Below are 21,652 nucleotides of genomic sequence, written 5' to 3'. Positions count from 1 at the left end.
ATCCGCTCATGGTGGATGTCCCTTTTTGTTTAAAGCATTCGCATAACTCGTTTTCTCATCTTTTTCATATCCCGCTTAGATGGCATATCATATCGACTTGCAAAGTGATATGCGAGTGCACCTGCACCAAGCGTTAATAGTGAAGAAGTCATTTTGCCCATTCGAAATTCCCCCTTAACACTTATAGTTGAATTGAACGTTCATCGTCACTAAACAGGTCGTCTAAACTGCTTAGTGTACCGTCTTCCTCCACTTGGTGAGTAGATATTTTGCCTTTTGACAGTGTCAATTCAATAAAACAGCCCCAGCAATAATATTGATTGACCCCAATTTTTCCGATGTCTTTACATTTGCAATTTGGGCAAATGAGCATACTCAGCACCTCTTTACGTTCGGTTTAGAACAAGTGCTTCCTTTTGAACATCCATCAAGGTTCCGGCAGCATGCAGCTGCTTTCGAATCCCTGATAGCTCTGTAAAGAAGCCGTCCGAGAGTTCATATGCTACGATTGTGCCCGAATTTGTACAAAAGTATACATCTTCCAAAACACCTAATGTTTCACCATCTGGCGTACGGATCATTTTCTTTTTTAATTTCGAAAAGAAGAAGGATGGGGCGGAGGTATCTATCTCGATGCCCTTCTGGCAGCTCACATATAGACCTTTGTCTGTCAGTTTGTCGCCAGCTGAGAATGGGATGAAAGCACAGTCTTTCTTTTTCCCATCTAAAACATATCCCCCGCAGCTGCCGCCGGCTAAAAAGCAAATATCTTTGATCGCCCCAAGTGAATGAGACAGCTCGTCTGTATAGATCGTCAGTCCTTCAAGCTCTCGACATGTTCTCAAAATGTGATCAACCACCTTTTCGGAACAGTCTTATCGTGTGCGTTTCCTCTATGACTCATACGAAGAAATGGCTTCCATGAAGGAAGCCATTTACTCTTGCATAAAATCAAACGGGGTGATTCCCTCCATGCCAATATTGGCATCGTGTACGCTGAAAGGAAGTTCTTTTTGGAGGGCTGCTAGCTCAGCGTCCATGATTTCTCCCTTTTCAGTAAGACGCATGGTTAAAGATGTTTGTCTGAGGGAGTCTTCATTATTTTTCACGCCCCACTCTAATGCTGATTCCTCCCCGCACAAAATTAAAAACTTTTTACTTCGTGTAATGGCCGTGTAAAGCAAATTTCTTCGAAGCATTCGATAATAACTTCTTACGACTGGCAGCACCACGATTGGGAATTCACTGCCCTGGGATTTATGAATCGAGCAACAATAAGCGTGTGTAAATTGATGAAAATCTTTTTTCGTAAACGTGATTTCATTTCCATCAAAGGAGATGACCGCCATATCTTCTTTTTCCGTGTTTTCTTTCGCATAAAAGATCGAGACAATTTCGCCAATATCTCCATTAAAAATGTTATTCTCGGGCTGATTGACAAGCTGAAGTACCTTATCACCTGTCCGGTAGACGACATCACCAAAAGGAATTTCTCTTCCTTTTGGCTTTTTAGGATTCAAAATTTGCTGAAGCATTTTATTCAGTTCATTAATACCTGCTTTTCCTTTATACATCGGGGCAAGCACTTGAATGTCCTTTGCTGAATAACCCTTTTGAGCAGCATTGCTGACCACTTTCTCGATGACTTCTTTCATTTGGTCACTAGAGCATTGAATAAAGGATCGATCCTTCGAGCGTGCAGTAATATCCTTTGGCAAAACACCATTTTTCATATCATGCGCAAGCTCAACAATTGTTGAACCGTCTGCCTGCCGGTAAATATCAGTTAGTGTCACTGCCGGTATAGCTTGTGACGCAAGCAGGTCTCTTAACACTTGACCAGGTCCGACAGATGGAAGTTGATGTTCGTCTCCAACCATAATGACTTGAATATGATCTGGGATCGCCTTAAACAAATGGTTCGCCAGCCAAATATCCAGCATACTCGATTCATCAATGATGACAAGCTTCCCTTCAATCGGCTGGTCTTCATCATGTGAGAAGCCTTCTGATCCATTCCAGCCTAGCAACCGGTGAATGGTCACAGCAGGAAGTCCAGTGGATTCTGTCATTCGTTTCGCAGCACGTCCAGTTGGTGCGGCAAGCACGAACGGAAATGCTTCATCTTTTTTATAATCACCCGGGTCAAGAGATACGCCGTGAAGATCGCTGTAAAGCTCGACAATCCCTTTAATGACCGTCGTTTTCCCTGTACCCGGTCCGCCTGTTAAAAGCAGCATTGGAGACATGAGTGCCTTTTGAATGGCTTCTTTTTGGGTTGGTGCATACTGGACACCAAGCCGTTCCTCCAGTTCACCGAGTGCAAGCAGAAATTCTGATTCAGGAAATTGATCTGCATATTCCGTTTGAGCGACAATTTTTTGAATGCGTTTTGCCACACTTTGCTCCGCATAAAAGAGCGACGGATGATAACAGCGCTCATCTTCAATAATCATGTCTTTCCCTTCACCAAGTGCAATGATCTGATTGGCAACGTCCATTTCAGTCACTTTGTAGTCATTACCGGTTTGATTCAGCAGTTTACGGGTCTCGACAATCAGATCTTTCGTTTGTATGTACGTATGACCGTCCTGCAGGCTTGCTGTCTCAACGGTATACAAAAGGGCTGCACGAATGCGGTCTGGATCATTTCCAGATATCCCTGTTCTAGCGCCGAGTTCATCTGCTTTAATAAATCCAATCCCCTCGACGTCTTTGACGAGCTGATAAGGGTTTTCTTCAATTTTCTGCAAGGTTTCACTCTCGTATACTTGGTAAATCTTCATGCTAAGCTGAGGACCAAAACCATATTGATTCAGGCTAATCATGATTTGCTCAAGCCCTTGATGCTCTTGAAGTGCGGCAGCCAGCTTATCTGCCTTCTTTTTTGACAGGCGAGGGACGTCATACAACACAGACGGATCACGCATAATTTGATGAAGCGTCTGATTGCCAAGCTTGCCGACGATTTCTTCCGCCGTCTTTTTTCCAATCCCTTCAAACAAGTCACTAGAGAGATAATGAATGATGCCTTGCTTTGTTGTAGGGACTTCCTTTTGAAAATGAGTGGCTTGAAACTGCTCGCCAAACTTCGGATGACTTGTGACTTTGCCATAGAAGGTGTAGGTTTCATCCTCATGAAGTGCTGGGAAGTAGCCTGTGACAGATGCTGTTTTTTCCTCTAAATTCTCTGATGTTTCAATGACTTTTACTTTTAACACAGAGTATAAATTACTTTCGTTATGGAAAATAACGGCTTGAACCGTCCCTTTTAAAAACGGTTCATCTTCAAGCTTCATTTGATCTGGATGTTCCTGCACAGGTCTTCCCTCCTTCCGGTTATTCTGCCTCTTGAATCAGCTTTTGCGCATGCAATGCAAGCATATGATCAGGCTGCACGTCAATGGCTTTTCCTAGCATTTCAAGCGCTTCGTCCTTTTTCTCTAAATACGCATACGCAACGCCTGCATTATAAAAGGCGTCTGCATGCTGCGGATCTCGCATAATCACTTCAGTAAAGACTGCGACCGCTTCCTCCAGCAGATGTTCATTCGCTAAGCACATGCCAAATTGAAATCTTGCTTCGTTATCTTCTTCGTTTAGCTCAACTGCACGCTGAAGATAAGGCATCGCAAGCTTTGGCTGCTCTAATTTCATCAGTGTCTGCCCTAACATATAAAACAAATCACTGTTTTCCATTCCAGCTTGTAGCGCTTGCTCAAAATAGTCTTTCGCTTTCATAAAGTCTTCTTTCATCGTGTAAACATTTCCTGCTCCGTAATAGGCTGCAGCTGCTGTATGATCAAGTTCAATGGCTTTTTGAAAGAAGTTCAAAGCACGTTCAAATTCATGAACACTTGAAAGTAAATTCGCAAAGTTGATATATGGAACCGGGTCCTTTGGGCTTTCTTCAATGGCTTTCGTAAAAGCTTCAGCTGCCTGTTCGATGTTCCCTTGATTTAAAGCTTCAATACCGATTTCGTTATGATTCATTCGCTCTCTTCATCCTTTCATTAAAAAACCTCAACAGCGACGTTGAGGTTTTTAACACATGTTACACATACGACAGCTTTTGGCCATCTTTAAAGACATCGTCAATGGTCCCGCCGCCAAGACATTCTTCGCCATCATAAAAAACAACAGCTTGTCCTGGAGTGACAGCACGAACGGGTTCATCAAAGATCACCATTGCTTCCTGCTCACCTGTCATTTTGACTTTTACATGATGGTCTTCTTGACGGTATCGGAATTTCGCTGTGCATGTGAGTTCACCGTTTTCGCCGACAATATGAGGACGCGTCCAGCTGATGTTAACAGCTGAAATACTTTCAGAGTATAAAAGCGGATTGTGGAAGCCTTGTTCAACAAATAAGATATTTTTCTCTAAGTCCTTCCCAACAACGAACCACGGATCACCGCTTCCGCCAATGCCAAGTCCTTGGCGTTGACCGATCGTGTAATACATGAGTCCATCATGTTCACCTTTTACTTCTCCGTCCATTGTCTGCATCACACCGGGCTGTGCAGGCAAATATTGGCTAAGGAACGTTTTAAAGTTTCTTTCCCCAATAAAGCAGATGCCCGTAGAATCTTTTTTCGTTGCTGTTGCGAGCTCTGCTTCTTTCGCTAATTCACGCACTCTTTTTTTCTCTAAATCGCCGATTGGGAACAATACTTTATCAAGTTGTTCTTGAGTCAGCTGATTCAAGAAATAAGTTTGGTCTTTGTTTGTATCAAGACCTCTTAGCATTTTCACTTCATCGCCTGTTCTGTCGACACGGGCATAGTGGCCTGTTGCCAAATAATCCGCTCCAAGCGACAATGCATGCTCAAGAAATGCTTTGAACTTAATTTCTTTATTACACATGACATCTGGATTCGGCGTTCTGCCTGCTTTATATTCATCAAGAAAATATTGAAACACTTTGTCCCAATACTGTTTCTCGAAATTCACTGCATAATATGGGATTCCAATCTGGTTACAAACACGAATGACATCCTCATAGTCCTCCGTTGCTGTACATACACCATTTTCATCTGTGTCATCCCAGTTTTTCATAAATATGCCGATCACATCATAGCCTTGCTCCTTTAGCATGAGCGCAGCAACTGATGAATCGACGCCTCCGGACATACCGACCACAACTCTTGTGTCTTCAGGTCTTTTTGTCATCTTCATCAACTCCAATTTCAATGAAACAACGTGCGCGTTTCGTTCTTCAGGTGCCTAGCTGTTTCATTTTTCACACACGAACAAAAGGGGAGCATTTATTTGGCTAGGCGTTTGACGACAGCCGCTATCTTATACGCCGCCTGCTTTACATGTTCCTCTTCATTACCAAGACCGAAGCTAATTCTGACTGAGGATGTCAGCTCTTTTGCTTCTTCACCATACATGGCGCTTAATACGTGCGAAGGAAGGACAGATCCAGCCGTACATGCTGACCCGCTCGAAACAGCAATCCCTTCCATATCTAAGTTTACAAGTAACGATTCAATAGAAACGCCCGGGAAGTGGACATTTAAAATATGCGGCAATGTCTCTTTCGGATGTCCATTGATAGAGAAATTGAGTGATTCCTCTTCGAATACTTGCAGCATCGCTTCTTTGAGCTTACCATAATGCACTGCTTTTTCTCTTCTATTTTGCTTTGTTAATTGAACTGCTTCTGCAAGCCCAATGATTCCCGCCACATTTTCAGTGCCAGCACGGCGTTTTCTTTCTTGTTCTCCTCCGAATAGCTGCGGTGAAAGTTTCACACGCTCATTCACGTATAAAAAGCCTGTTCCCATCGGGCCATTTAGTTTATGACCGGACGCAGATAAGAGGTCGATATGAAGTTCTGTGACATCAATTGATATTGTCCCAAATGCCTGTACAGCGTCTGTATGAAAATAAGCAGTGTGTTCGTGTAAAAGTTGACCAATTTCTTTAATTGGCTGGATCACACCCGTTTCATTATTGCCATACATGATGGTCACAAGAATTGTATCGTCTCTTAGTGCTTGTTTTAATTGATCAAGATGAATCAATCCAGTGTGATCCACATCTAAATACGTCACATCAAAACCAAGCTTCTCTAAGCGTTCGCATGTATGCAGCACTGCATGATGCTCAGTTTTTGTTGTGATGATATGTTTTCCTTCATGCTGCCTTGCCATTGCCACACCTGTAATGGCCAAGTTGTCTGCCTCTGTTCCTCCGCTTGTGAGGATGATCTCCTGCTGCTTACAGTGTAATTCTCCTGCAATGACTTCCCTTGCTTCATCGAGCCACTTTCTTGCCTCGCGCCCATATGAATGAATACTAGAGGGATTGCCAAATATCTCTGTAAAGTAAGGCATCATCTTGTCCACAATCCGTTGATCCATCGGCGTTGTGGCTGCATGATCTAAATAGATACGTTCCATTTACGGTACACCTCTGATCTAAATATAGAACATATACGCCTCTTGATCCTCGTCATCTTTATAGCTTGCCAAGTCTTCAAGAGTTGTATTGTCCAGTACGTCTTTTACTGCATCACGAATACGAATCCAAAGTGCACGCTTTGCTGGTTCTTCGTTTTCAATCACTTCAACAGGACTAATAGGTCCTTCTAATACACGAATAATATCACCGGCTGTAATCTCGTTTGGCTCATGGGCAAGCACATAGCCGCCATACGCTCCGCGGATACTTTTCACAAGACGTGCATTGCGAAGTGGTGATACAAGCTGCTCTAAATAATGCTCAGACAAATCATTGTTTTGAGCGATTGATTTTAATGATGTAGGGCCTTCGCCATGTTTTTTGGCTAATTCGATCATGATCGTCAGACCATATCTGCCTTTAGTAGAAATTTTCAAGTTAAACACCTCTGCGTTTTCTATTTCTATGTCATCAATTATTTTTCTGATTTCATATACGCTTATATAGACCAAAAGCAATTATATCATACTTTTAGCCAACTTTCATTTGCGGGTTCTGAGCTCAAAACGAGGACGCATCCCTTTTCTATTTGAAGAAATTTCGGTACTCTATACAAACAAGACATTGCTTTAGGAGAGATAATCATGAAACCTTTAGCGTATCGGATGCGCCCAAGTCATATTGGAGACATTATTGGGCAGGAGCATCTCGTTGGGGAAGGTCAAATTATTAGACGAATGGTCGAGGCAAAACATTTGTCCTCGATGATTTTATACGGACCGCCGGGAATCGGCAAAACATCCATTGCAACTGCAATCGCTGGCAGTACAAGCATTGCCTTCCGTACATTGAATGCGGTGATTCATAACAAAAAAGATATGGAAGCTGTCGCCGCTGAAGCGAAAATGAGTGGTCAGGTCATCTTGATTTTAGACGAAGTCCACAGACTCGATAAAGGGAAGCAGGATTTTCTTCTTCCGTATTTAGAAAATGGCATGATCATTTTAATTGGCGCGACAACAGCTAATCCGTATCATGCGATTAACCCAGCCATCCGCAGCCGGACACAAATATTTGAGCTGAAGCCGCTGGAAACAGAGCAAATTAAAGCTGCATTATCTCGAGCTTTACAGGATGAACATCGCGGGCTTGGCGGTTATTCCGTCAAAGTTGATGAGGAGGCAATGAATCATTTTGCAAATGGATGCGGAGGAGATGTGCGTTCCGCTTTAAATGCACTTGAACTAGCCGTCTTATCGACAAAAGCGGATGAATCTGGACAGATCACGATCACTCTAGCTGCAGCAGAAGAATGTTTACAAAAAAAGAGCTTCTCGCATGATAAAAACGGTGATGCCCATTATGATGTCCTCTCGGCTTTTCAAAAATCCATTAGAGGATCTGACGCAGATGCTGCGCTTCATTACCTTGCAAGACTGATTGAAGCGGGAGATCTCGAAAGCATTTCGAGACGATTACTTGTGATGGCTTATGAAGATATTGGCCTAGCCAGTCCGCAGGCAGGGCCACGTGTGTTAAGCGCTGTTCAAACAGCTGAGAGAGTTGGTTTTCCAGAAGCACGAATTCCACTCGCTAATGCCGTGATTGAACTGTGTCTTTCTCCAAAGTCAAACTCCGCTTACCAAGCGATTGATGCGGCACTGCATGATATTCGCACGGGGAAAATTGGTGAAGTTCCCGTTCATTTAAAAGATGCCCACTATAAAGGAGCAGCAGCACTTGGAAGGGGCGCCGATTACTTATATCCGCACGATTATGAAAATGGCTGGGTGAAGCAGCAATATTTACCTGACCCGCTGAAAAACAAGCAATATTATGAACCAAAGCAAACTGGAAAATTTGAAGGTGCACTAAAGCAAGTGTATGAAAATTTAAGACGGCAAAAATAAAAAAAGCCCCCTGCTCTAAGCAGGCGGGCTATTTATTTATCTTTCACACGTGTAATCGGAATGTCTTTTAACAGTTTCATAATGACATGACCACCCATGATCAGTCCAGCCACAGATGGAACAAATGCATTGGATGATGGCGGCATTTGTGCCTTACGAATTTTCGCTTCATCATTTCCAACTTCTTTTCTCACATCTTCACGAATGACAATCGGACTTTCATCAGAGAAAATAACTTCAATTCCCTTACGAATGCCTTCCTTCCGCAGGCGTGTTCTGACGACTTTCGCAATTGGGTCTGTATGTGTTTTTGAGATGTCATCAATTTTAAACCGTGTCGGATCTGTTTTATTTGCAGCACCCATACTCGAAATAATGTTAACATCGCGTTTCAGGCACTCTTTCATTAAATGAATTTTATAATGAATTGTATCTGATGCATCAATGACATAATCAAGTGGATACTCAAAGAATTGTTCATATGTTTCTTCTGTATAAAACATTTTGAGCGCAACAACTTCACATTCTGGGTTGATGTCAGCAATTCTTGCCTGCATTAAGTCAACTTTAGGCTGACCAACCGTTGATAGCAGAGCTGGCAGCTGCCGGTTTACATTTGTAATATCAATATCATCTTTATCAACAAGAACAATACGGCCAACACCTGAACGAGCAAGAGCTTCTACTGCAAAAGAACCTACGCCGCCTACTCCAAGCACTGCAACTGTACTGTTTTTTAATATATTTAAGCCTTCCTTGCCAATGGCAAGCTCGTTTCTTGAAAACTGATGTAACAAGTGCCTCACTCCACCTTTATTTAAAATGAATCGAAAGAATCATATCATATTCAGAGTTCTCCGTCATCCTTCTCAAATAGAAAAAAACACAAAAAAGTCCCGATCACGCCGCCAGCTTTTCCTTCGTTTTGAACCCCGCACCATGCAGGTGGGTGCTTTCTTCCTCACTTTATAAGTCCTCAGAAGAGGCATTTATGCAGAAAGGAAAGGCAAGCTCCCGTAGAAAAAAATGTTCGGTCAAAACTAGGTAACCACCGTACGTATCAGGACTTTATTTATTGGTTGATGAAAGCATATCATAGGCATGTCCCTTTTTCAAGCGTTTACATGCCTATAAACATGCGCCTATTTTACTGTTTTACTTTTGTTTTAATAGCCAAACTCAGTTCATCTAGCTGCGCTGCGCTTACAGTGCCAGGAGCATCTGTGAGAACACAACTTGCACTTGCCGTTTTCGGGAACGCAATGGTATCTCTTAGGTTAGATCGGCCGGCAAGCAGCATCACTAAGCGGTCAAGTCCAAGCGCAATTCCGCCGTGCGGAGGCACACCATGCTCAAATGCATCAAGAAGGAAGCCGAACTGATCGTACGCTTCTTCTTTAGAAAAGCCAAGTAAACCAAACATTTTCTCTTGAATGTCCTTTTCAAAAATACGAATAGAACCTCCGCCAAGCTCATAGCCGTTCAGCACAAGATCATACGCTTGAGCTTTCATATCTTCTGGACTTGTTTCAATTAATTCAAGATCATCACGAACTGGCATTGTGAAAGGATGATGAGCAGCATAGAAGCGGCCTTCTTCTTCATCTTTTTCAAGCAGCGGCCAATCGACTACCCATAAGAAATTGAAGACAGACTCATCGATGAGTTTAAGCTCTTTGCCAAGTTTTAAACGAAGTGCGCCAAGCGCATCATGGACAACAGACGTTTTGTCAGCGACAAAAAGTAAAAGGTCTCCCTCTTCAACTTGAAGCTGTTCTTTTAATTCTGCTTGTTTTGACTCATCAAAGAATTTAGCGATTGGTCCTTTTAACTCTGTCCCTTCAGCTTTTAGCCAAGCAAGACCTTTTGCACCATAGTTCGCTGCAAATGCACCAAGTGCATCGATGTCTTTTCTTGAGTAGTTTGCTGCAGCCCCTTTGACATTAATCGCTTTGACAGCTCCGCCATTGTTTACAGCACCGCTGAAGACTTTGAAATCTGAGTCTTTTACCGTGTCTGAAATGTTGACAAGCTTCATGTCAAATCGGGTATCTGGCTTGTCAGAACCATAGGAATTCATCGCTTCATCGTACGTCATACGAGGTAATGGCAATGTCAGGTCAACACCTTTGACATCTTTCATCACCTTTGCCATCATCTCTTCAGCAAGCGTCATGATGTCTTCTTGGCTCATAAAGGACATTTCAATATCGACTTGTGTAAATTCCGGCTGACGGTCAGCACGCAAGTCTTCATCTCTAAAGCAGCGAGCGATTTGATAGTAGCGGTCCATCCCAGACACCATGAGCAATTGCTTAAATAATTGCGGAGACTGCGGCAGCGCATAGAATTCTCCTTCGTGTACACGGCTTGGCACAAGATAGTCACGCGCACCTTCTGGCGTACTTTTTGTTAAAATTGGCGTTTCAATGTCTAGAAAGCCGTGATCATCTAAGAAATGGCGGAATGCTTTTGTGACTTCATGTCGCATTTTCATCGTTTCAAACATCGCAGGACGGCGAAGATCTAGGTAGCGGTATTTTAAGCGCACATCTTCTGATACCTCATCTGCTTGATCAGAAATCACAAATGGAGGCGTCTTGGCTTCATTTAAAACAGTGACTGTGTCGACTTGAATTTCAATTTTGCCTGTTTTTAAATTTGGATTGATCGTGGCTTCTTCTCTTGCGACCACTGTCCCTTTAATATCAAGGACATATTCATTCCGAATCGATTCTGCTGTCTCAAGAGCCTCTTTTGATTGGTCTGGATGAAAGACAACTTGCACAATGCCTGTACGATCACGCAGGTCAATAAAGATTAATCCGCCAAGGTCACGACGTTTTTGTACCCATCCTTTTAATACAACTGTTTGACCGATTTGGTCTTCTGTTACTTCTCCACAATAAAAAGTTCTACCAAACACAAACATTCCACTCCTTCTTTACGCTTTCTGGTGGGCTTTCATCATTTGAATCAGCTCATCAAGCTTCACTTCAATTTGTTCACCCGTTGTCGTATCTTTTACGTTTACAATTTGCTGCGCCAGCTCATCTTCACCAAGAACTGCAATAAACTTGGCTTTCAAGCGGTCTGCCGCTTTAAATTGTGCTTTTAGCTTTTTCCCTGTATAGTCCATTTCACTTGAAATGCCTTCTTTTCTTAGGCGATTCAATAAGCCAACAGCATAATCTTTTGCTTGATCTCCTAATGCCGCAATATATAAATCAATGCCGTCTTGAACAGGAAGCTCAATCTTCTCTGCATCAATCGCTGATAGGAAACGTTCAATACTCATCGCAAAGCCGATACCTGGTGATTCAGGACCGCCAATTCCTTCAACAAGTCCATCATAACGGCCGCCGCCGGCTAATGTTGTGATCGCGCCAAAGCCTTCTGCATTACTCATAATCTCAAAGGCAGTGTGATTGTAATAATCAAGACCGCGCACTAAGTTCGGATCGACGACATATTCAATGCCTAGATCGGTTAAGTATTGTTTTACTTTTTCAAAATAAGTCCGTGATTCTTCATTTAAGTAATCTTGAATGGATGGTGCCGTTGCCATCAGTTCGTGATCGCGGTCCTTTTTACAATCAAGAATACGTAATGGATTTTGATGTAAACGAATTTGGCAGTCGTGACAGAATTCATCAATTCTTGGTTCAAAATGCTCGACAAGTGCTTGACGGTAATCTGCACGGCTTTCTTTGTCACCAAGGCTGTTAATGACGAGTTTTAAGTTGGAAAGACCTGCTTTCTCATACACACTCATCGCTAATGAAATGACCTCTGCATCAATGGCAGGATCTTTTGAACCGATCGCTTCAATTCCGAATTGATAAAATTGACGATATCTTCCCGTTTGCGGACGCTCATAGCGGAACATTGGTCCAATGTAGTACAGCTTTGTAGGCTGTGCAGGCTGTGCAAACAGTTTATTTTCAACATAAGAACGGACAGTTGAAGCTGTTCCTTCTGGGCGAAGTGTGATGCTACGTCCTTTTTTGTCTTCAAATGTGTACATCTCTTTTTGAACGATATCTGTTGACTCGCCTACTCCTCGTGCAAACAGTTCTGTATGCTCAAAAATCGGTGTGCGGATTTCTTTGTATTGAAAGGCTGCACATGTATCTCTCGCAATTTGTTCAACATACTGCCAGCGTTCTGATTCTCCCGGTAAAATATCCTGTGTGCCTCTTGGAATATTAAAACTCATTTTTCGTCCTCCTACGACCATCATTCATTTTTTATGTGGACATATAAAAAACCCCCGCCTCTACTATGTGTATAGTAGGGACGAGAGTTATACCCGTGGTGCCACCCTAGTTGGAACATGATCTAGCCATGTTCCCGCTCAAATCCTTAACGCAGATTCACGTTCTCCGCCTAATGACTCATTTTTTGAGTGTTCAGCAGGAAACCTACAGAGTGTTCTTTCGTGATAAATGCCATGCGGATTCGCTTTCAGCCTAAGGCGATTCCTCTCTGCTCACGCAATTTACCCTACTATTCTCTATCATCAGTTCCACATTTTAAATTTTCAAGTGTGTTGATTTATATTATAATAAGGTCGGTGCTGCCACTCTGTCAACCCTTGCCGTGTCTCTTTTTCTTTTCCAGCTCTTCTTTTGACGTGCATCCGTATTCAGATGCCGTTTCTTCAAGGAAGCCTGGTTGATCCATTTCGTCGTGCTGCCAGCGGTCGATATCACGATGTCCATTATATTGCACTCGTCCTAATTTTCTGCTTAATCTCATGTTTGTACATCCTTTTATCACATTTTTATCTAGTATAAACAGATTGATTCAATTTTATTAGGGAAACTGCAAGGAATTCATCCATTACATAACGAATTAACATTCATCGGTTTTACAAGGGAGGGGAAAACACCGTTTTGAATCTGAAAACACACCATCACATGATGTTGCTGCTCACCTGTTTTGTCCTCATTGCCAGCACTTGGCCAATGACACATGCGACGGCTCAAACAGATCAAGCTGTCGTTGCAACAGATGAAATCAATGTGCGAACCGGACCTGGTTTAAGCTACGGGGTCGCAGCAGTTGTGAAACGAGGAGAAAGCTACCCGATTCTCACTGAACAAGGAGAATGGGTACAGATCGGTCTATCGAACGGACAAAAAGGCTGGGTCGTCTCATGGCTGATTACCAAGTCATCTGATGCACAAAAGCCTGCTAAGCAAAAGACGCAAGGTCAAAGTACGCAAGGAAGCAGTTCAATTACGTCAACAGCCTCTGACCTTCGCATTCGGACAGGCCCAGGGACTTCCTATCAAGTCATTGGCACTTTCCCGCAGGGCGCTTCCGCTAAAAAGCTGGACACAAGCGGCGAATGGACAAAAATATCGTACAAACAAGCGGAAGGCTGGGTCCACTCTGATTATATTTCTGGCGGACAAAACGCTTCTTCATCCAGTTCAGCTGAGCCCGCTCGTTCTAAACAGTCCGGCACAGTTGGCGTATCAAGCTTGAATGTTCGAAAATCGGCGGCACCAAACGCACAAGTGGCCGCTTCACTTTCCCGCAACACTCAAGTCACCATTTTACGGGAGCAAAATGGCTGGTATGAAATCGAAGCAAAAGGCGTTAAAGGCTGGGTTGCAAGTTATTATATTGTCTCAAACCAAGGAACAAGTGCAGCACCTGAAAAGAATTCATCCTCTTCGTCATCTCATCAGAAAGCGTACATCGTTTATGATGGAACGAATATTAGAAAAAGCGCTTCTACCTCTGCTGGAATTGCAGAAAGAGCAACAAAAGGAGCTGCTTATCAAATTGTTCGTACGCAAGGTGACTGGTACGAGGTGACATTATCAAACGGCGGAACAGGCTACGTGGCGAGCTGGGTCGTTCAAACAAAGAAAAATAGCAGCGAAGCACCAAGACCTCAGCAGGATTCATCGTCTGGCACTGGATCTTTAAAAGGCAAAACAATTGTTCTTGATCCTGGGCATGGCGGAAAAGACAGCGGCACGATCGGCGCAGACGGTGCATTTGAAAAGAATATCACGATCAAAACCGCTCATTTGCTGGCGGGTAAGTTAAGAGCTTCTGGAGCAAATGTCTATTTAACAAGAAGTGATGATACATTCATCAGCCTTCAATCGAGGGTTGCCACTTCACATTACCGAAATGCAGATGCATTTATTAGTCTTCATTATGATAGTTTTATGGACCAAAGTATCAGAGGGAGCACCGCATATTATTATCAAGCATCCAAAGATCAACGTTTGGCGACAAGCGTTCATACGGAAGTCGCAAAACGATCACAGATCCCTGATAAAGGAGTCAAATTTGGAGATTATTTTGTTTTAAGAGAAAACAAGCGCCCTTCCCTTTTATATGAACTCGGCTATTTAAGCAATCCTCAAGAAGAAGCGATCATTTATAGCGCCTCTTACCAAGAACGAGTGACAGAAGGAATGACAGAAGGATTAAAACAATATTTCCGATAGAAAAAAGAGGCCGCTGCGCCTCTTTTTTGTTTGATCGCAAAAGAAAAAGACTCTAAACAAACTCTCAGCAAGAGTTTATCTACAGTCTAATGTCTTTCTATTCTTTGCTGTCCATCAACATGGTGACAGGCCCCGAATTGGTCAATGAGACGTCCATCATCGCCCCAAAACGTCCAGTTTCAACATGGATGCCTTTTTCTCTAAGCGTTTCATTGAAGCATTCGTAAAGTGAATTCGCCACATCCGGTTTGGCAGCTTTCATAAAGTTCGGCCGTCTGCCTTTTCTCGTATCACCATAAAGAGTAAATTGAGATACAGACAGTACACTTCCTTTTACATCTAACAAAGAATGATTCATTTTCCCGTTTTCATCTTCAAAAATACGCAAGTGTGCGAGCTTTTCAGCTAAGTAATGCACATCTTCTTCTGTGTCTTCATGTGTAACCCCAACGAGCACCATATAGCCTTCATTGATGGCACCTGTGATCTCTTCTTCTACTTTCACAGATGCACTCGTCACACGCTGAACAACAAGCCTCATAGACGATATACTTCCTTTCTAATTCATGAATCGGCGAACAGAGTAAATGTCTTTGATTTGTTTAATGCGTTCTACCACTTTGTGCAAATGGTTAATATTTTGGATAAAGATCGCCATATGGATCGTCGCCACTTTGTTACGATCAGACTTACCAGAAACCGATGAGATGTTCGTTTTGGTTTCGTTGACTGCTTGAAGCACCTCATTAAGTAAGCCGCGTCTGTCATATCCTAATATTTCGATTTCCACATTGTATTCTTTACGGTTTCGAGCAGGCTGTTCATGCTCCCACTCAACCGGGATTAACCGTTCCTGCGCTTCTCCTGTCTTTACGTTCGGACAGTCATCACGGTGAACAGATACGCCACGGCCTTTTGTAATAAAGCCAACAATGCTATCACCAGGAACAGGATTACAACACTTAGATAAACGGACAAGCAAGTTATCAATGCCTTTCACTCGCACGCCAGCTTCTCGTTTTTTCCCGTGATATGGTTTTGACTCTACAGACACTTCTTGAACGGTTTTCTCTTGTTCTTCCTGATCTCTTTGTTTTCTTTCTTTTTCCGTTAAACGATTCGCCACTTGGAGTGCCGTAATTCCGTTATAACCGACAGCTGCATACATGTCCTCTTCATTTGAGAAATTAAATTTATCGGCCACTTTTTGCAGATTTTCAGCGGTCAAAATGTCTTTGACATCGAACTCAAGGTTTTTGATTTCTTTCTCCACAAGTTCTCGGCCTTTTTCGACATTTTCTTCACGGCGCTGTTTCTTGAAAAACTGTCTGATCTTGTGCTTCGCTTGAGAGGTTTGGGCAAGTTTGACCCAATCCTGGCTTGGTCCATAGCTATGCTTAGAAGTCAGAATTTCAATAATATCACCTGTTTTTAGCTTATGATCAAGTGTGACCATTTTACCGTTGACTTTGGCTCCGATTGTTTTATTCCCAATTTCCGAATGAATCCGGTATGAGAAATCAATTGGTACGGAACCAGACGGTAGCTCGATGACGTCTCCTTTTGGTGTAAATACAAACACCATATCAGAGAAAAGATCAATTTTTAACGATTCCATAAATTCTTCCGCATCTGTGGATTCATTTTGGAATTCAAGGATTTCTCTAAACCAAGACAGCTTCTTCTGGAAAACGGCTTCTTCCGTCGATTCTGCTGACTCTTTGCCTTCTTTATACGCCCAGTGTGCGGCAATTCCGTATTCCGCAATTTCGTGCATTTCCACTGTACGAATCTGAACTTCAAGCGGGTCCCCTTTTGGACCAATCACCGTTGTATGAAGAGACTGATACATGTTCGGCTTTGGCATCGCAATATAATCCTTAAATCTGCCTGGCATCGGCTTCCAGCATGTATGAATAATACCAAGTACCGCATAGCAGTCTTTAATGCTGTCAACCAAAATACGTACAGCCAGCAAATCATATATTTCATTAAATTGCTTATTTTGCATGACCATTTTTCGATAAATACTATAAATATGTTTCGGTCTGCCGGAGAATTCAGCCTTAATGTTCACCTCAGACACGCGGTCTTTTACTTCATTAACAACCTCGTCCAAGTATTCCTCACGTTCCGCTCGTTTGCGCTTCATGAGATTCACAATCCGGTAGTATTGCTGCGGATTTAAATAGCGGAGGGCTGTATCTTCAAGCTCCCACTTAATCTTTGAAATCCCTAATCTGTGCGCAAGCGGTGCAAAGATCTCAAGGGTTTCATTTGAAATTCTTCGCTGCTTTTCCTGCGGAAGGTGTTTGAGTGTTCTCATATTGTGAAGACGGTCTGCCAGCTTAATTAAGATGACGCGAATATCCTGCGCCATTGCAACAAACATTTTACGATGGTTTTCAGCCTGTTGTTCTTCTTGTGATTTATATTTAATCTTTCCGAGCTTTGTCACACCATCAACAAGCATGGCTACTTCTTCGTTAAAATGCTCTTTTAAATCTTCTAATGTCACATCCGTGTCTTCGACAACATCATGCAAGAAGCCGCCAGCAATGGTCGAAGGGTCCATTTCAAGATCAACAAGAATTCCCGCCACTTGAATAGGATGGATAATATAGGGCTCACCGGATTTCCGGTATTGCTCCTTGTGAGCATTTTCAGCATATTCGTATGCACGCTCTATAAATTGAATATGTTCAGCGGACAGGTATTCTCTTGCCTTATCAATGACCTGCTGCGCCGTTAAAACTTGTTCGTTCGCCATGGAATCACCTTTTTAAATGAAAACTGTATTGTAGTTTATTATCAAGAAAAATTCGATAGATGTAAAGAGAAGAAGTCCGCTAAAAGATTTTTGATAGGAAAAAAGCACCCTTCTTACTGAGTGCTTTTTTCGTAAAACTCCATTAGTATTGCATTAACGTCAAGATGTCGTAACCGTCAAGCTTCTTTCTGCCATCAAGATACGTCAGCTCAATTAAAAATGCAATCCCTGCCACAACGCCGCCTAATTCCTCAACCAGCTTGATGGATGCTTCAATCGTTCCACCTGTCGCAAGCAAATCATCTGTGATCAGTACACGCTGACCAGGACGAATTGCATCTTTATGAATCGTTAATACATCTTTACCGTATTCCAAACCGTAATCGACTTTGATGACTTCACGAGGAAGCTTTCCTTCTTTACGAACTGGGGCAAAACCTACACCAAGTGCGTATGCTACAGGGCAGCCAATAATGAATCCACGCGCTTCAGGTCCAACAATGAGATCAATATCTCTTTCCTTCGCGTATTCAACGATTTGATCCGTTGCATAACGGTACACTTCGCCTTTATCCATTAACGTTGTAATATCTTTAAATTGTACACCTTCCTTTGGGTAGTCAGGTACAACTGTCACATATTGTTTTAAATCCATCTTTTCCTTTTCCTCCTCGTACGTCAAAGCACAGGTGAGACTTCGCTCATCATGCTATTCAGCCATTCCTTCAGCTCTTTGGCTGAGGAATATGTTAGTGTTTGATCGAGTTCCATCAATCGTTGTTTTGCTGTATAAGACGATGATGCGGTTAAATCTTTTTTAGGGGCATCACGCACTATTGACAGCACACCATTCTCTATTTTAACAAAACCGAGTTCAAAAAACACCTTTGTCATAAAAATGATTGTATCTTTTGTCCAACCTCTATGTTTGGCAAGCTCCATGCCTTGTTCTTTAATAGGAAAACTTCCCCGTTTGAACAAGAACCCATAAAACCATTTGAATTGATCACGGCTCGGGAATGAGGACATAAAGTGATCTTCTTTCCGCTGAAACACCGTATAAATTCTTGCTGGTTGTTGATTTTCTAAAAGCAGCTTGAGCAAGTGTTCGTCTGCAGGAACATCGGCAAAGATCACATACTTTTCCTGCACATCAAACGTGGATACATTTTCTGCATCAATAAGGTGAATCGGAATATCCACCAGCTCCGATTGCTTTTTTGTTTCTTCGTCAAAACAGAAGACCATTGTTTTTGCGGGATCAAGTGTTGATACTTTCTTTTCCCAATCTTTTTTCCCGCGTAAATCAAACAGCTGCCATTCATCGACTCTAGCGTCTTTTAGCATGAGCTGAGGTTTCTTTCGGTTATTCCATTCATTAATCGAGACCTCGCCAACGACAGAAATTTGACTCCCTGGGACAAGTTCTTCTTTTAGTTTGCCTTGGTGAAAACCGACACAGTCGAGCAGCTTGTCTTCGTCTTTTAGTGACATTTTAATGTGATTTTGATTGGCCCCGATCGTTCGGATGTCTTCAAGCTGGGCGTCTTCAATCATAATGAACGGCTTAGGATTCTGCATGCCAAACGGGGACAGCAGCCCCACTTCTTCAATGGCTTGCACCGTCATTTCGTCCACTTTACATACTGCATCGACCCGTTGAATTGGAATGAAATCTTCTTCTGTCAACGTTTCATTTGCATATTGATTCAATCTTTCCCTAAGTAAAGGAACATCATCCGCTTGAAGTGTCATTCCTGCTGCCATCGGGTGTCCACCGAAATGCGGCAGGATGTCACGGCACTTGCTCAAATGGAAAAATAAATCAAAGCCAGGAATACTTCGTGCTGACCCTTTCGCCATCTGCGTTTCTTCGTCTATTCCAAGCACAATCGCCGGACGAGAAAATGTATCCGTCAATTTTGAGGCAACAATGCCGACAACGCCTGGATTCCAGCCAGCTTTTGCTACGACGATAGCAGACTGGTCAGCACCTGTCTCTTCGACCATTTGAATGGCTTCTTCCGTGATCGTACTCACAATTTTCTGCCGTTCTTTGTTCAATTCTTGTACAAAACGAGCGAGTTCTTCTGCTTCATCCATATCCTCAGTCATGAGAAGATGAACAGCCGGATCTGCCTGCTCAATTCGTCCAACAGCATTCAGCCTTGGCGCAATTTGAAAGCCGACCGTTTCCTCATTTGCTTCTTCAAGAGTGGCGCCTGCTTCTTTTAATAACGCTTTTAACCCAGGCCGTCTAGACTGTCGAAGCTGCATAAGACCTTTTTTGGCAATCCATCTATTTTCATCATGCAGCGGGACAAGATCCGCAATTGTACCGATTGCAGCAAGATCTAATAATTCTACTGGGAGTTTATCGAGGAGTGCATGTGCCACTTTAAACGCCACACCGACACCCGCCAGCTCTTTAAACGGATACTCACACCCTGGCTGCTTAGGATGTACAATCGCAAGTGCCTCAGGCAGTTCCTCGCTTGGTTCATGGTGATCTGTGATGATCAGGTCTAATCCTATTTCTTTTGCAATACGTGCTTCATTTACAGCAGCGATCCCTGTATCCACGGTGATGACAAGCGATGCTCCTTGCTCTTTGATATATCGGAAAGCCTGTTCGTTTGGCCCATATCCTTCTTTAAATCGATCTGGAATATAAAAGTCTACCTTCGCAGATCGTTCTTTAAGTGTATGTAAAAGTACAGAAGTACTTGTCACACCATCTGCATCATAATCTCCGAAGATCACAATCGATTCCTGCTCTTCGATCGCTTTGTTGATGCGCTCTACTGCTTCTTTCATTCCTTTTAATAAGAATGGATCATGAAATTCGGCTTTTTGATCAAATAAAAAAGACCTCGCTTCTTCTACTTCTTCGAGCCCTCTTTGTACAAGAAGTGATGCAGTCAGCGCTGAAATATTCAGATTTTCAGAGAGTGATTTCACTTTTTCTTCGCTAGGATGTTCATATTCCCAACGCATTTTGGATAATAACATAAATTCACCCCTCAACCACACTATTATACTAGAGTGGACTGAGGGGTTTCAATTTTTATTTTATGAAATTGTACTGGAAGATTATTTTTCCTTCCGGTCAAAAGACGCTGGCTGTTCTTTTAAAGGTGTGACATTCGTTTTCTTTTGAACGTCTTTGTCTACCTTTTTTGGAGAAGCAGTAGGGGCAGTCACAGCGGCTGCACGTTCAGCTTTTAATGCTTTTAATTCACGTTTTAGTTTCACAATTTGGAAAATCCCCGCAAAAGCCACAATGAGTCCGCCCATCAGAACAGAACCGATAATGACAAGGATCAGCGGCCATTCAGCCGTTCCAAATAAGTAGTCTACCTGTACAGGCCGCACGTTAATAACAGCAAATACTGAGACAATTAATACGAAAATAAATGCGAGTATGATGGTCCATTGTTGTTTATTCATCTACAAATCCCCCAAGCTTTTTCTTTTATTCTTCCCTCTTTCTTGTCCTTTTTAAACACCGAAAGAACATGGCGGAAGGTTTTCTATCAGCATGGGCGTTTAGCTGCTGAGTTTTTCTTTAATGAGGCTCTTTAATTCTTTTCTTTCTCCAGAGATGACAAGGGTGTCTCCTTCTTCAATCACCGTATCTGGTCCTGGATTTAAAATTTTCTCATGTGATTTTCTCACAATGGCGATGACTGTTACTTGATAGTTTTGGCGAACACTCAGGTCTCCGATCGTCTGGTTAACAGCCGGTGCGTTCTTTTCAATCTTAAACCATTCAATGATGAGTTCATCAATGGCCACCTCCACTGTCTCAAGCGCTTTAGGTTTATAGACCATGCCGCCTAAAATAGCCGAGATTTGTCTTGCTTCTTCATCGCTCAGCAAGATACCAGAAATACATTCTTCGTGATCATCTTCTTGAAAATAATACATCTCTCTTCTGCCGTCATCATGTGTGATAATGGCAAGCTTCTCATTATTTCTTGTGATCATTTCGGCTTTGTGACCGATACCTGGCAGTTCAGTTTCCCGAACCTTCATAACAGCCCCTCCAATGAATAAAAGCGAAATGCCCCAAACGGAC

General features: G+C 42.6%; 20 protein-coding genes, 1 other RNA gene and 1 other annotated feature. Of the genes, 2 read left to right on the top strand and 19 right to left on the bottom strand.

Annotation, left to right across the window (positions count from 1 at the left end):
* Nucleotides 1–29 precede the first annotated feature (29 nt).
* The 8 genes from M2369_RS01340 to cymR form a co-directional block, all read right to left on the bottom strand.
* Nucleotides 30–161, bottom strand: coding sequence for a YrzQ family protein (locus tag M2369_RS01340; RefSeq protein ID WP_008342695.1), 132 nt, complete (start codon nucleotides 159–161; stop codon nucleotides 30–32).
* 20 nt (nucleotides 162–181) lie between these two features.
* Entirely contained in the window at nucleotides 182–373 is a 192-nt protein-coding gene (locus M2369_RS01335; RefSeq protein ID WP_003216308.1) for a hypothetical protein, read from the bottom strand.
* 13 nt (nucleotides 374–386) lie between these two features.
* Nucleotides 387–845 (bottom strand): PRC-barrel domain-containing protein, encoded by a 459-nt coding sequence (locus M2369_RS01330; protein WP_041506817.1) that lies wholly within the window; start codon nucleotides 843–845, stop codon nucleotides 387–389.
* 90 nt (nucleotides 846–935) lie between these two features.
* A complete protein-coding gene (gene recD2, locus M2369_RS01325) occupies nucleotides 936–3,320 on the bottom strand; it encodes an SF1B family DNA helicase RecD2 (RefSeq protein WP_041506816.1) in 2,385 nt (794 codons plus the stop codon).
* 19 nt (nucleotides 3,321–3,339) lie between these two features.
* A complete protein-coding gene (locus M2369_RS01320; RefSeq protein ID WP_041506815.1) occupies nucleotides 3,340–3,993 on the bottom strand; it encodes a tetratricopeptide repeat protein in 654 nt (217 codons plus the stop codon).
* A 61-nt stretch (nucleotides 3,994–4,054) separates the two neighbouring features.
* Complete coding sequence (gene mnmA, locus M2369_RS01315; protein ID WP_008342709.1) at nucleotides 4,055–5,173, bottom strand: tRNA 2-thiouridine(34) synthase MnmA; 1,119 nt, start codon at nucleotides 5,171–5,173, stop codon at nucleotides 4,055–4,057.
* Between the two features lie 95 nt (nucleotides 5,174–5,268).
* Nucleotides 5,269–6,411 carry a cysteine desulfurase family protein gene (locus tag M2369_RS01310; RefSeq protein ID WP_024718375.1) on the bottom strand — a complete coding sequence of 381 codons (1,143 nt, stop codon included), beginning with the start codon at nucleotides 6,409–6,411 and terminating at the stop codon, nucleotides 5,269–5,271.
* A gap of 18 nt (nucleotides 6,412–6,429) precedes the next feature.
* Nucleotides 6,430–6,849 carry a cysteine metabolism transcriptional regulator CymR gene (gene cymR, locus M2369_RS01305; protein ID WP_008342713.1) on the bottom strand — a complete coding sequence of 140 codons (420 nt, stop codon included), beginning with the start codon at nucleotides 6,847–6,849 and terminating at the stop codon, nucleotides 6,430–6,432.
* Between the two features lie 207 nt (nucleotides 6,850–7,056).
* Between cymR and M2369_RS01300 the strand changes: the two genes are divergently transcribed.
* Complete coding sequence (locus M2369_RS01300; RefSeq protein WP_008342715.1) at nucleotides 7,057–8,322, top strand: replication-associated recombination protein A; 1,266 nt, start codon at nucleotides 7,057–7,059, stop codon at nucleotides 8,320–8,322.
* A gap of 32 nt (nucleotides 8,323–8,354) precedes the next feature.
* On the opposite strand, the gene M2369_RS01295 is transcribed toward M2369_RS01300, so the two are convergent.
* The 5 genes from M2369_RS01295 to M2369_RS01275 form a co-directional block, all read right to left on the bottom strand.
* A complete protein-coding gene (locus tag M2369_RS01295; RefSeq protein WP_008342718.1) occupies nucleotides 8,355–9,119 on the bottom strand; it encodes a tRNA threonylcarbamoyladenosine dehydratase in 765 nt (254 codons plus the stop codon).
* A 92-nt stretch (nucleotides 9,120–9,211) separates the two neighbouring features.
* Nucleotides 9,212–9,392: non-coding RNA, 6S RNA (gene ssrS, locus M2369_RS01290), on the bottom strand.
* 77 nt (nucleotides 9,393–9,469) lie between these two features.
* A complete protein-coding gene (aspS, locus tag M2369_RS01285; RefSeq protein ID WP_026050119.1) occupies nucleotides 9,470–11,248 on the bottom strand; it encodes an aspartate--tRNA ligase in 1,779 nt (592 codons plus the stop codon).
* A gap of 18 nt (nucleotides 11,249–11,266) precedes the next feature.
* Nucleotides 11,267–12,541 (bottom strand): histidine--tRNA ligase, encoded by a 1,275-nt coding sequence (gene hisS, locus M2369_RS01280; protein ID WP_008342721.1) that lies wholly within the window; start codon nucleotides 12,539–12,541, stop codon nucleotides 11,267–11,269.
* Between the two features lie 73 nt (nucleotides 12,542–12,614).
* Nucleotides 12,615–12,854 (bottom strand) — a binding site (T-box leader).
* Between the two features lie 58 nt (nucleotides 12,855–12,912).
* On the bottom strand, nucleotides 12,913–13,083 hold the full coding sequence (locus tag M2369_RS01275; protein ID WP_003216250.1) for a YrzK family protein: 171 nt from the start codon (nucleotides 13,081–13,083) through the stop codon (nucleotides 12,913–12,915).
* 137 nt (nucleotides 13,084–13,220) lie between these two features.
* On the opposite strand from M2369_RS01275, the gene M2369_RS01270 reads away from it, so the two are divergent.
* Nucleotides 13,221–14,801, top strand: a complete 1,581-nt coding sequence (locus M2369_RS01270; RefSeq protein WP_259253301.1) for an N-acetylmuramoyl-L-alanine amidase family protein — start codon at nucleotides 13,221–13,223, stop codon at nucleotides 14,799–14,801.
* Nucleotides 14,802–14,898: 97 nt separating this feature from the next.
* On the opposite strand, the gene dtd is transcribed toward M2369_RS01270, so the two are convergent.
* From dtd to M2369_RS01240, 6 genes are all read right to left on the bottom strand, one after another.
* Complete coding sequence (gene dtd, locus M2369_RS01265) at nucleotides 14,899–15,342, bottom strand: D-aminoacyl-tRNA deacylase (protein WP_008342725.1); 444 nt, start codon at nucleotides 15,340–15,342, stop codon at nucleotides 14,899–14,901.
* Nucleotides 15,343–15,360: 18 nt separating this feature from the next.
* The gene (locus M2369_RS01260; protein ID WP_008342726.1) at nucleotides 15,361–17,571 is read right to left on the bottom strand and encodes a RelA/SpoT family protein; all 2,211 of its coding nucleotides are present in this window, start codon (nucleotides 17,569–17,571) and stop codon (nucleotides 15,361–15,363) included.
* A gap of 142 nt (nucleotides 17,572–17,713) precedes the next feature.
* Complete coding sequence (locus M2369_RS01255; RefSeq protein ID WP_008342729.1) at nucleotides 17,714–18,226, bottom strand: adenine phosphoribosyltransferase; 513 nt, start codon at nucleotides 18,224–18,226, stop codon at nucleotides 17,714–17,716.
* A 23-nt stretch (nucleotides 18,227–18,249) separates the two neighbouring features.
* On the bottom strand, nucleotides 18,250–20,583 hold the full coding sequence (recJ, locus tag M2369_RS01250; RefSeq protein ID WP_259253300.1) for a single-stranded-DNA-specific exonuclease RecJ: 2,334 nt from the start codon (nucleotides 20,581–20,583) through the stop codon (nucleotides 18,250–18,252).
* An 81-nt stretch (nucleotides 20,584–20,664) separates the two neighbouring features.
* Nucleotides 20,665–21,021, bottom strand: coding sequence for a LapA family protein (locus tag M2369_RS01245; RefSeq protein ID WP_024718382.1), 357 nt, complete (start codon nucleotides 21,019–21,021; stop codon nucleotides 20,665–20,667).
* Nucleotides 21,022–21,120: 99 nt separating this feature from the next.
* Nucleotides 21,121–21,609, bottom strand: a complete 489-nt coding sequence (locus M2369_RS01240) for a cation:proton antiporter regulatory subunit (protein ID WP_259253299.1) — start codon at nucleotides 21,607–21,609, stop codon at nucleotides 21,121–21,123.
* Nucleotides 21,610–21,652: the final 43 nt, after the last annotated feature.

Source organism: Bacillus sp. JUb11, assembly GCF_024807925.1.
GTDB lineage: Bacteria > Bacillota > Bacilli > Bacillales > Bacillaceae > Bacillus > Bacillus altitudinis.
This window is presented reverse-complemented; position numbering and strand designations above follow the sequence as displayed.